Genomic DNA, 11,017 nt, shown 5'->3' with positions numbered 1-11,017 from the left:
ACGGGGACAGAGCGCCGGAGCCGGTGTGCATGCCGCCCTTCGGCTTCTCCTGCTCCTTCTCCCACTGGCCGCCCTTGTCGTGCTCCTTCTCGGTCTTCCCGCCCTTGTCGTGCTCCTTGGACCAGTCGTCGCCGTCGACGAGGGACAGAGCGCCGGAGCCGGTGTGCATGCCGCCCTTCGGCTTCTCCTGCTCCTTCTCCCACTGGCCGCCCTTGTCGTGCTCCTTCTCGGTCTTCGGCTTGCCGTGGTCGTTTTCCTGGCTCTGGGAGGAGCCGTCCCAGTCACCTGCGGTGATCGCGTAGGCGCCGGGTGCGGCGAGCGCCAGGGTGCCGGCGGTGGCGGCCGCGGCGAAGAGAATGCGGGCAGAGCGCATCGGTGGACTTCCTTTCGTCCGCCGCGTCAGCTGACCCACTGTCGGCTCTCGATACGCGGCGACATGGCTCACCGTCAGCTGCTGTGCAATCGCCCGCCACTTGGGATGGTGCATACGGGCTCCATACGAACGGCCGTGGGCATCGCGCACCGCACCTCGCGGAGTCGTCCGCCCCCGCCGACACGCTCCCGTTACTCCCTGCGCCGTCCTGTCGTCGGGCCCGTTTCTCTGCGTCACTCCTAGGAATGACCCGCCCTTCGCGCCGGATGCGTATCGGTCCGCGGCTCCTACGGGCGGGGCGGTGACATGCCGCCTCTGCGCGGCGAGGGCACGGCGCGGTCCGATCTCCCCGGCGAGCCGCAGGAACGACCAGCCGGGCCTGAGGACCGGAGTGTCGACAAGGCGCCAGAAATTCGACTCGATGTGCGGCGTGTCACACGCAGGGGCCGTGGGATCGGCGTGGGAACATCGTCGTGGTTTCACACTCACGTTCCACCTGAAACCCCAGGCCGGGAAGGCCCGGGCCCGGTGGGGCGGACCAGGGGCGCCCCTCGCCGCACAGGCGGGAGGCGAGCACCGCATGCGGAAACACCCCTTCAGGGGCGTTTCCGCTGGTCACGACGTTTCTGCTGCGGTGGGGCGGGTGGGACTCGAACCCACGGCCGACGGATTATGAGTCCGCTGCTCTAACCGGCTGAGCTACCGCCCCGTACGGTGAGGCGCGTACATGTGTGCGCGCCGTCTGCCGCAGCATAGCCGCTCATACGATCTCCTGCTCCGGATGATCGGCTCTGCTCGACCATGAAGACCGCGTCGCGCCCCACATGGTTCCCATAGACGCGAAAAAGGACCCCGAAGGGTCCTCTTCCGTCTCGCTCCCCCGGCTGGACTCGAACCAGCAACCCTCCGGTTAACAGCCGAATGCTCTGCCAATTGAGCTACAGGGGATCGCGCTCCCCCGACTGGACTCGAACCAGTAACCTGCCGGTTAACAGCCGGCTGCTCTGCCAATTGAGCTACAGGGGATTGCTGCGTTGCACCGATCGGATCCACCTCGGGCCTTCCCGGGCGGCGCTCGCTCGCTGCGAGACATACATTAGCGCAAGCAGGGGGGTGCTCCGCCAATCGGTATCCCCAGGGCCTCCAGGGAAGGATCGCTGCCGTGCGGTACAAGCTGACGTTCGTCATGGGACTCGCCCTCGGTTACGTGGTCGGCACGCGGGCCGGACGCGAGCGCTACGAACAGATGAAGAAGTCCGCGAAGGACTTCGTGCAGAACCCGGCCGTGCGGAACGCCACCGAGTCCGCCGCCCAGACCGGGCGCCAGGCCGCGGGCAAGGCCCTGCACGTCGTCGGCGACCGGCTGCCGCACTCCGTGACCGACCGGGTCCACGCGCTGCGCGAGCGCGGCCGGGGCAACGGCAAGGTCGAGGACGAGGAGTGGGGCACCAGCAACACCTGAGCCCCGCACCCGGCGCCGGCCGCTCCTGAGCCCCCACACCCGGCGCCGGCCGCTCCCGAGCCCCCGCATCCGGGACTGGCAGCGCCTGAACCCCCTCGCGTGCGGCAGAATCAGGTGCCATGGGGATAGTCGCCGGATTGGACAGCTCTGCGGAGTTCACACGCATCGTCGTCTGTGACACGGACACGGGTGCCGTACTGCGGCAGGGGTACGCCGCGCATCCCGGCGAACCCAAGGCCGTCGACGTCGATCCGCAGACCTGGCTGCTCTCGCTCGGGGACGCCGCCACCGGCGGGCTCCTCGAAGGTGTCGAGGCCATCGGCGTCTCCGCGCAGCAGCACGGGCTCGTGCCGCTCGACGCGCAGGGCGGCCTGGTGCGGCCCGCGCTCGTCCGCAACGACAAGCGGGCGCAGGTCGCCGCCGCCGACCTCGTCGAGTCCCTGGGCGGACGGCAGGCCTGGGCCGAGGCCGTCGGCAGCGTGCCCGGTGCCGGACAGGCGGTCGCCAAGCTTCGCTGGCTGGCCCGTACGGAGCCCGAGAACGCTCAGCGCGTCGCCATGGTCCTCCAGCCGCACGACTGGCTCGTCTGGCAGCTGCTCGGCCGGCCCGCCCGCCGCACGACGGACCGCGGCGCCGCCTCCGGCACCGGCTACTGGTCGGTCCGCACCGGCACGTACCGCCCCGACCTCGTCGATCTCGCCCTCGGCCACCAGGCCGTGCTGCCCGAGGTCCTCGGGCCCTCCGACGCCGCCGGCATCACCCCCGAGGGCCTCCTCGTCTCCGCCGGCACCGGCGAGACGATGGCCGCCGCCCTCGGCCTCGGCCTCGGCCCCGGCGACGCGGTGGTCTCCCTCGGCGCCTCCGGCTCCGTGATGGCCGTCCACCACGAGGCCCTCGCCGACCCCACCGGCATGATCACGTCCTTCGCCGACGCCACCGGCATGTACCTGCCGGTCGTCTCGACCTCCAATGCCGTACGGGCGCTGCGCGGGACCGCCGAGATGCTCGGTGTGGAGTCGCTCGAGGAGCTGTCGGCCCTCGCGCTGAAGTCGACGCCCGGCGCCTCCGGGCTCGTCCTGCTGCCCTATCTGGAGGGCGAGCGGACCCCCAACCTGCCGCACACCGCCGGCACGCTCAGCGGGCTGCGGCGCGAGTCGATGAGGCCCGAACACCTGGCGCGGGCGGCGTTCGAGGGGATGCTCTGCGGGCTCACCGACGCCATGGACGTGCTGCGCGGGCGGGGTGTCGAGGTACGGCGGGTCTTCCTGCTCGGCGCGGCCGCCGCCCTGCCGGCCGTGCAGGCCCTCGCGCCGGCGCTCTTCGGCGCCCAGGTCGTCGTCCCCCAGCCCGCCGACTACGCGGCGCTCGGCGCGGCCCGGCAGGCCGCCTGGGCCCTCGGGGTCGCGCGGGGCACGCTCTCCCCGTCCGCTCCCCCGGCCTGGCAGGGCGCGGTCGCGCAGATCCTGGAGCCCGGCGGGGAACTGTCGGTCGGCCAGGCCGTGCGGCAGCAGTACGTGGCGACGCGGGACCAGATCCACCCGGGCGCGTTCGGCGCCTGAGGGTCGCACGCAGGTTCGTAAAGTCTTTCCCAGGGCTCCGCCCGCGCCCCGAAACCGAGTCGTAACGCTCCCGGGGTGCGGGCGATAGTAGGAGCCGTGCTCATAAGACTTCTCCGAACCCACCTGCGGCCCTATCGAAAACCCATCGCCCTGCTCGTCCTCCTGCAGTTCCTGCAGACCTGCGCGAGCCTCTACCTGCCGACCCTGAACGCCGACATCATCGACAACGGTGTCGTCAACGGGGACACCGGCTACATCCTGCGCTTCGGCGCCCTGATGGTCGGCGTCTCCGTCGTCCAGGTCGTCTGCAACATCGGGGCGGTGTACTACGGCGCGCGGACCGCCTCGGCGCTCGGCCGTGACGTGCGCGGCGCGGTCTTCGACCGGGTGCAGTCCTTCTCCGCCCGGGAACTCGGCCACTTCGGCGCGCCCTCGCTGATCACCCGTACGACCAACGACGTCCAGCAGGTCCAGATGCTGGTCCTGATGGCGTTCACGCTGATGGTGTCCGCTCCCATCATGTGTGTCGGCGGCATCGTGATGGCGCTCGGCCAGGACGTCCCCCTCTCGGCCGTGCTGCTCGCGGTGGTGCCGGTCCTCGGCGTCGCCGTCTCGCTGATCGTCCGGAAGATGCGGCCGCTCTTCCGGACCATGCAGACGCGCCTCGACACGGTGAACCGGGTGCTGCGCGAGCAGATCACCGGCAACCGGGTCATCCGCGCCTTCGTGAAGGACGGGTACGAGGAGGAGCGCTTCCGCGGCGCCAACGGCGAGCTGACCGATGTGTCGATGGCGACCGGTCGGCTGATGGCGCTGATGTTCCCGACGGTGATGACCGTCGTGAACGTCTCCAGCGTGGCCGTGGTCTGGTTCGGCGCGCACCGCATCGCCAGCAACGGGATGGAGATCGGCGCGCTGACCGCCTTCCTCGCCTATCTGATGCAGATCGTGATGGCCGTGATGATGGCCACCTTCATGTTCATGATGGTGCCGCGGGCCGAGGTGTGCGCCGAGCGCATCGAGGAGGTCCTCGGGACCGAGACGAGCGTCGTGCCGCCGGCGGAGCCGGTGACGAAGCTGCTCCGGCGCGGGCACCTGGAGGTCAAGGGCGCGGACTTCCGGTACCCGGGCGCGGAGGAGTCCGTCCTCAGGGACGTGGCGCTCGTCGCCCGGCCCGGTGAGACGACCGCGATCATCGGTTCGACGGGCAGCGGCAAGTCGACGCTGCTCGGGCTCGTGCCCCGGCTCTTCGACGCGACCGGCGGCGAGGTACTCGTCGACGGCGTGGACGTGCGGAGGCTCGACGCGAAGCTGATGGCGAAGACCGTGGGACTCGTCCCGCAGAAGCCGTACCTGTTCTCGGGGACGGTGGCGACGAACCTTCGGTACGGGAAGCCCGACGCGACCGACGAGGAGCTGTGGCACGCGCTTGAGGTCGCCCAGGCCGCCGACTTCGTACGGAAGCTGGAAGCCGGCCTGAACGCCCCGATCGCGCAGGGCGGCACCAACGTGTCCGGCGGTCAGCGGCAGCGGCTCGCGATCGCGCGGACGCTCGTGCAGCGGCCGGAGATCTACCTCTTCGACGACTCCTTCTCCGCGCTCGACTACGAGACGGACGCCCTGCTGCGGGCCGCGCTGGCGCAGGAGACGGCCGACTCGACCGTGGTGATCGTCGCCCAGCGCGTGTCGACCATCCGCGACGCCGACCGGATCGTGGTCCTCGACGAGGGCCGGGTCGTGGGCACCGGACGGCACCGTGAGCTGATGGCGGAGAACGAGACGTACCGGGAGATCGTGCTCTCCCAGCTGACCGAGGCGGAGGCAGCCTGATGGCCGGTCCTGGCGGACGCATGATGGCCGGTGGCGGCCCCGACCAGCGGTCGATGGACTTCAAGGGCTCGGGCAAGCGGCTGCTCAAGCAGCTGGCGCCCGAGCGCGGCACGCTCTGGGTGATGCTGATCGCGGGCGTGCTGTCGGTGGCGGCCTCCGTGGTCGGGCCGAAGATCCTCGGCAAGGCGACGGACCTGATCTTCGCGGGTGTCGTCGGGCGGAACATGCCCGAGGGCGTCACGAAGGCCCAGGCCCTGGAGAAGCTCCGCGCCGACGGTGACGGCGGCATGGCCGACATGCTGTCCGGGGTCGACTTCACCCCCGGCCAGGGCATCGACTTCGGTGCGGTCGGCGAGGTCCTGCTGTGGGTCCTCGCGATCTACGTGGCGGCGGGCCTGCTCATGCTGGTCTCCACCCGTATGTCGATCAAGGTGATCAACCGGACGGTCTACCGGATGCGGGAGGACGTCCAGACGAAGCTGGCGCGGCTCCCCCTGTCGTACTTCGACAAGGCGAAGCGCGGTGAGGTGCTGTCGCGGGCGACCAACGACATCGACAACATCTCGCAGACGCTCCAGCAGTCGATGGGCCAGCTGGTCAACTCGCTGCTCACGATCGTCGGCGTGCTCTTCATGATGTTCTGGATCTCGCCGCTGCTCGCCCTGGTGGCCTTGGTGACGGTGCCGGTCTCGGTGTTCGTCGCGGCGAAGATCGGCAAGCGCTCGCAGCCGCACTTCGTGCAGCAGTGGAAGTCCACGGGCGCGCTCAACGCCCACATCGAGGAGATGTACACCGGGCACGCCCTGGTGAAGGTCTTCGGCCGGCAGGAGGAGTCCGCGAAGGACTTCCGCGAGCAGAACGAGGCGCTGTACGAGGCCGGGTTCAAGGCCCAGTTCAACAGCGGTGTGATGCAGCCGGTGATGTTCTTCGTCTCGAACATCAACTACGTCCTGGTGGCCGTGGTCGGCGGTCTGCGGGTGGCGACCGGCAGCCTGTCCATCGGTGACGTGCAGGCCTTCATCCAGTACTCGCGCCAGTTCTCGATGCCGCTGACGCAGGTCGCGTCGATGGCGAACCTGGTGCAGTCCGGTGTCGCCTCGGCGGAGCGGATCTTCGAGCTGCTCGACGCGGAGGAGCAGGAGCCGGACAGCCCGAGCAGCGAGATGGGGGCACCCCCGGCCGAAGGCTGGGGGACGGTGGACCTCAAGGGCAAGGTGGCGCTGGAGGGCGTCTCCTTCCGTTACGAGAAGGACAAGCCGCTCATCGAGGACCTGTCGCTCACGGTCGACCCGGGCCAGACGGTCGCGATCGTCGGCCCGACCGGCGCCGGCAAGACGACCCTGGTGAACCTGCTGATGCGGTTCTACGAGGTGACGGACGGCCGGATCACCCTGGACGGGGTGGACGTCGGGAAGATGTCCCGCGAGGAGCTGCGCAAGGGCATCGGCATGGTCCTCCAGGACACCTGGCTCTTCGGCGGCACCATCGCGGACAACATCGCCTACGGCGCCATGCGCACGGTGACCCGCGCCGAGGTCGAGGAGGCGGCGCGCGCCGCCCACGCCGACCGGTTCATCCGGACCCTGCCCGAGGGGTACGACACGGTCGTCGAGGACGACGGGGCGGGGGTCAGCGCGGGCGAGAAGCAGCTGATCACCATCGCGCGGGCGTTCCTGTCCGACCCGGTGATCCTCGTCCTGGACGAGGCGACCAGCTCGGTCGACACCCGTACCGAGGTCCTCATCCAGAAGGCGATGGCGCGCCTGGCCCACGGCCGGACGAGCTTCGTCATCGCGCACCGGCTCTCCACGATCCGGGACGCGGACGTGATCCTGGTGATGGAGAACGGCTCGATCGTCGAACAGGGCACGCACGAGGAGCTGTTGTCGTCCGGCGGGGCCTACGCCCGGCTGTACGCGGCGCAGTTCGCGCAGGCGGTCGCCGAGGTCGACTGACCGGACGGCCGACCGGCCGGATGATCGACTTCATGGTGGCCCGTGCCGCATCATGTGCGGCATGGGCCACTTCGCGAAGTCTCCTGAATCCCCGGGCGGTCCGGTGCCGTTGACCGGTGTGACCAAGGTGCCGGGGCAGGCGCCGCCCGGCTGGTCGGGCACGGGGGCCGGCGGGGCGGGTTTCCCCCCTGCGGACCGGCCGTACACCCTCCTGGAGGGCTGGGACTTCGGCCCGCTCTTCGAGCCGTTCACGATCGAGGGGACGGGCCCGGAGACCTTCGCGACCGACGAACGGTTCCCGGACGGCCCCTTCCTGCTGGAGGCGGCGCACCGGGGCGGGGGCCACTTCGGCGTCCGGCCGCTCACCGCGGAGGGCAAGGACATCCCCGAGGTCTACTTCAACGTCCTGTACGAGGACTTCCGGGGCTCCTGGGTGCCCCGCACCCATCCCCCGCAGCTGGTCGTCTCGGCGCGGGACGCCTGGATCCTGCGGGTGAAGCCGGTGGCCGCGGCCCGCAGGCTGACGGGGACGCTGACGGGCGTCGGCCACGAGGCGCTGCTGTACACGGGCCCGGCGGCCGACCTCCGCGTCCGTTTCCGGGGCCGGGAGCCGGGCCGCGGCGGGCACGTCAGCCTGCGGTACTGGGAGGTCACCGGGCTGACGACGCTGGATCCGCTGAAGAGCGTGCTGCCGGTGAACGACGGCGGGCGGGTGCGGACCACCGTGCGGCTGCCCGGCGGTCCGCTGTTCCTGCAGTTCGACGCGGAGGGCTCCTGGGAACTGACCGTCGGGGACAGGCCCTAGTCCAGGTAGCCGCGCAGCTGGTCGGCGTAGGCGTGGTCCCGCAGTTTGTTGAGGGTCTTGGACTCGATCTGGCGGATGCGTTCGCGCGTCACGCCGAAGATGCGTCCTATCTCCTCCAGGGTGCGGGGCCTTCCGTCGTCGAGGCCGTAGCGGAGCTGGACGACCTTCCGTTCGCGCTCGCCGAGGGTGGACAGGACGTCCTCCAGGTGGCGGCGGAGCAGCAGGAAGGCGGCGGACTCGACGGGTGAGGCGGCGTCGCCGTCCTCGATGAGGTCGCCGAGGGCGACGTCCTCCTCCTCGCCGACGGGCGCGTGCAGGGAGACGGGTTCCTGGGCGAGGCGGAGGACCTCGCCGACCCGCTCGGGGGCCAGGTCCAGCTGGTCGGCGACCTCTTCGGCGGTGGGTTCGTAACCGCGTTCCTGGAGCATGCGGCGCTGGACGCGGATGACCCGGTTGATGAGTTCGACGACGTGCACGGGGACGCGGATGGTCCGGGCCTGGTCGGCGAGGGCCCGGGACATGGCCTGGCGGATCCACCAGGTGGCGTACGTGGAGAACTTGTAGCCGCGCGCGTAGTCGAACTTCTCGACGGCCCTGATGAGGCCGAGGTTTCCCTCCTGGACGAGGTCGAGCATGGTGAGGCCGCGGCCCACGTACCGTTTGGCGACGGAGACGACGAGGCGGAGGTTGGCCTCGATGAGCTTGCGCTTGGCGATCCGGCCGAGGACGACGAGCCGGTCCAGATCGCCCGCCAACTGACTGTCCAGGTCGGGGGTGTTGGCGAGTTTCTCCTCGGCGAAGAGTCCGGCCTCGACGCGGCGCGCGAGGTCGACCTCCTCCTCGGCGCTGAGCAGCGGGATGCGGCCGATCTCGCGCAGGTACTGACGGAAGAGGTCGGACGAGGGGCCGTTGCCGCCGAGGTCGGTCCGGCGCCGCTGGACCGGTATCTCGGGGAGTTCGGCCTGCTCGTCCGGTTCGGTGGTCTGGATCTCGGTCTGGATCTCGGTCTGCACGGCGGGCGACCTCCAGGGAGGGGCGGAACGGCACCGTCACCCAGTGTGGGGTACGACACATCGCCGCCACGAGGGGCGTGCGGTGACTTTTTGAGTCCGTACCGTGACCGACGGTCAGAGCGCGGCGGCGCCGTTGTTCCTCAGGGACTGCCCGTACTGGGTGAGGACCCACAGCTCGTTCTGCACGGCGGCGAGCTGCTCCGGGTCGCCGTTGGCTCCGAGCCGGGCCAGGGTGCCCTGGACGTCGCGGATGCGGCGGTCGACGGCGCGGAGCCGGACGGTGACGAGCTGGTCGCCGGCGTAGGCCTCGTCGACGGACTTGGCGAAGATCGTCTCGACGGCGAGTTCGGTGACGAGGGCCCGGACCGAGTCGTTGGGGGCGGCCTCGCGGACGGTGTCGAGGTAGTCGGAGGGGGCTCCGGTGGCGCCGCCCGCGTCCTGGACGCACTGCCGGACGGCCGCGTACGGCGGGGCGGTGAACTCGTCGACCCCGTAGGCGTCGAAGGCCGGGGAGACCAGCTCGGGCCGCTGGAGGGCCAGCTTGAGGAGCTCCCGCTCGGTGCGGTGGGCGGGGCTGCGCAGATTGAGCGCCGGGCCCGAGGGGGCGGCGGCCGGGGCGGGGGTGTCGTACGTCCGCTGGGGCTGCTGCTGCCGGCCGGGGCCCCGCTCGCCGCCCTGGCGCTGCCAGCGGGCGATCTGGGCGACGCGCCGGACCACGAACTGGGTGTCGAGGATGCCGAGCATGCCGGCGAGCTGGACGGCGACCTCGTGCTGGGAGGCGATGTTCTTGATCTTCGCGACGATCGGCGCGGCCTCGTCGAGGGCGGCGGCGCGGCCCGCCGGGGTCTCCAGGTCGTAGCGGCGCACGATCTGGCGGAGGGCGAACTCGAAGAGCGGGGTGCGGGGCTGGACGAGTTCGGCGACGGCCTCGTCGCCCTTGGCGAGGCGGAGTTCGCAGGGGTCCATGCCGTCGGGGGCGATGGCGATGTACGTCTCGGCGGCGAACTTCTGGTCGTCCTCGAAGGCGCGCAGGGCGGCCTTCTGGCCGGCCGCGTCGCCGTCGAAGGTGAAGATGACGCGGGCCGAGCCGTTGTCCATGAGGAGGCGGCGGAGGATCTTGATGTGGTCGCCGCCGAAGGCGGTGCCGCAGGTGGCGATGGCGGTGGTGACGCCGGCGAGGTGGCAGGCCATGACGTCGGTGTAGCCCTCGACGACGACGGCGCGGCTGACCTTGGCGATGTCCTTCTTGGCCAGGTCGATGCCGTAGAGCACCTGGGACTTCTTGTAGATCGGCGTCTCGGGCGTGTTGAGGTACTTGGGGCCGTTGTCGTCGTCGCGGAGCTTGCGGGCGCCGAAGCCGACGATCTCGCCGCCGACGTCCTTGATCGGCCACATGAGGCGGCCGCGGAAGCGGTCGATGGGGCCGCGGCGGCCGTCCTGGGAGAGGCCGGAGAGGATCAGTTCCTTGTCGGAGAAGCCCTTGCCGCGCAGGAAGCGGGTGAGGTGGTCCCAGCCGGCCGGGGAGTAGCCGACGCCGAAGTGCTCGGCGGCGGCCTGGTCGAAGCCGCGCTCGGCGAGGAACTTCCGGCCGATCTCGGCCTCGGCGGAGCCGAGTTGCCCGGCGTAGTAATCGGCGGCGATCTTGTGGGCCTCGATCAGGCGGATGCGTTCCCCGCGCTGGTGGCCGGGGTTGTAGCCGCCCTCCTCGTACCGCAGGGTGATGCCCGCCTTCGCGGCGAGGCGCTCGACCGTCTCCGAGAAGGAGAGGTGGTCGATCTTCATCACGAAGGCGATGGTGTCGCCGCCTTCCTGGCAGCCGAAGCAGTGGAAGAGTCCCTTGCTGGGGCTGACCTGGAAGGAGGGCGACTTCTCGTCGTGGAAGGGGCAGAGGCCCTTGAGGTTTCCGCCGCCCGCGTTGCGCAGCTGGAGGTACTCGGACACGACGGCGTCGATCGGGACCGCGTCCCGTACCGCCTTCACGTCGTCATCGTTGATCCTGCCTGCCACGCATGAATTCTAC

8 protein-coding genes and 3 tRNA genes are annotated in these 11,017 nt (G+C 70.5%); 5 read left to right on the top strand and 6 right to left on the bottom strand.

Annotation, left to right across the window (positions count from 1 at the left end):
- The 4 genes from AC07AW_RS09225 to AC07AW_RS09210 form a co-directional block, all read right to left on the bottom strand.
- Positions 1 to 373: hypothetical protein (locus AC07AW_RS09225; RefSeq protein ID WP_478814813.1), on the bottom strand; the 373-nt coding region annotated here is incomplete at its 3' end.
- Positions 374 to 1,008: 635 nt separating this feature from the next.
- Positions 1,009 to 1,082 (bottom strand) — tRNA-Ile (locus AC07AW_RS09220).
- A 166-nt stretch (positions 1,083 to 1,248) separates the two neighbouring features.
- Positions 1,249 to 1,321 (bottom strand) — tRNA-Asn (locus AC07AW_RS09215).
- 5 nt (positions 1,322 to 1,326) lie between these two features.
- A tRNA-Asn gene (locus AC07AW_RS09210) sits at positions 1,327 to 1,399 on the bottom strand.
- Positions 1,400 to 1,535: 136 nt separating this feature from the next.
- Here AC07AW_RS09210 and AC07AW_RS09205 point away from each other — a divergent pair.
- From AC07AW_RS09205 to AC07AW_RS09185, 5 genes are all read left to right on the top strand, one after another.
- Positions 1,536 to 1,835, top strand: a complete 300-nt coding sequence (locus AC07AW_RS09205; protein ID WP_478814812.1) for a YtxH domain-containing protein — start codon at positions 1,536 to 1,538, stop codon at positions 1,833 to 1,835.
- Positions 1,836 to 1,954: 119 nt separating this feature from the next.
- Entirely contained in the window at positions 1,955 to 3,394 is a 1,440-nt protein-coding gene (locus AC07AW_RS09200; protein WP_478814811.1) for an FGGY family carbohydrate kinase, read from the top strand.
- 96 nt (positions 3,395 to 3,490) lie between these two features.
- Positions 3,491 to 5,224 (top strand): ABC transporter ATP-binding protein, encoded by a 1,734-nt coding sequence (locus tag AC07AW_RS09195; protein ID WP_478814810.1) that lies wholly within the window; start codon positions 3,491 to 3,493, stop codon positions 5,222 to 5,224.
- On the top strand, positions 5,224 to 7,179 hold the full coding sequence (locus AC07AW_RS09190; protein WP_478814809.1) for an ABC transporter ATP-binding protein: 1,956 nt from the start codon (positions 5,224 to 5,226) through the stop codon (positions 7,177 to 7,179). Before AC07AW_RS09195 ends, AC07AW_RS09190 begins: the two co-directional genes overlap by 1 nt.
- A 61-nt stretch (positions 7,180 to 7,240) precedes the next feature.
- Positions 7,241 to 7,984: a hypothetical protein gene (locus AC07AW_RS09185; RefSeq protein ID WP_478814808.1), complete on the top strand. Its 744-nt coding sequence runs from the start codon at positions 7,241 to 7,243 to the stop codon at positions 7,982 to 7,984.
- Here the strand turns inward: AC07AW_RS09185 and AC07AW_RS09180 are convergent.
- A complete protein-coding gene (locus tag AC07AW_RS09180) occupies positions 7,981 to 8,973 on the bottom strand; it encodes an RNA polymerase sigma factor (RefSeq protein ID WP_478815317.1) in 993 nt (330 codons plus the stop codon). The genes AC07AW_RS09185 and AC07AW_RS09180 overlap by 4 nt on opposite strands.
- A 138-nt stretch (positions 8,974 to 9,111) precedes the next feature.
- A complete protein-coding gene (dnaG, locus tag AC07AW_RS09175; protein ID WP_478814807.1) occupies positions 9,112 to 11,004 on the bottom strand; it encodes a DNA primase in 1,893 nt (630 codons plus the stop codon).
- Positions 11,005 to 11,017 lie beyond the last annotated feature (13 nt).

It is taken from the genome of Streptomyces sp. NPDC044003, assembly GCF_056435185.1.
Note: the sequence above shows the minus strand (reverse complement) of the source record. Positions and strands in the feature narration are given on the sequence as shown.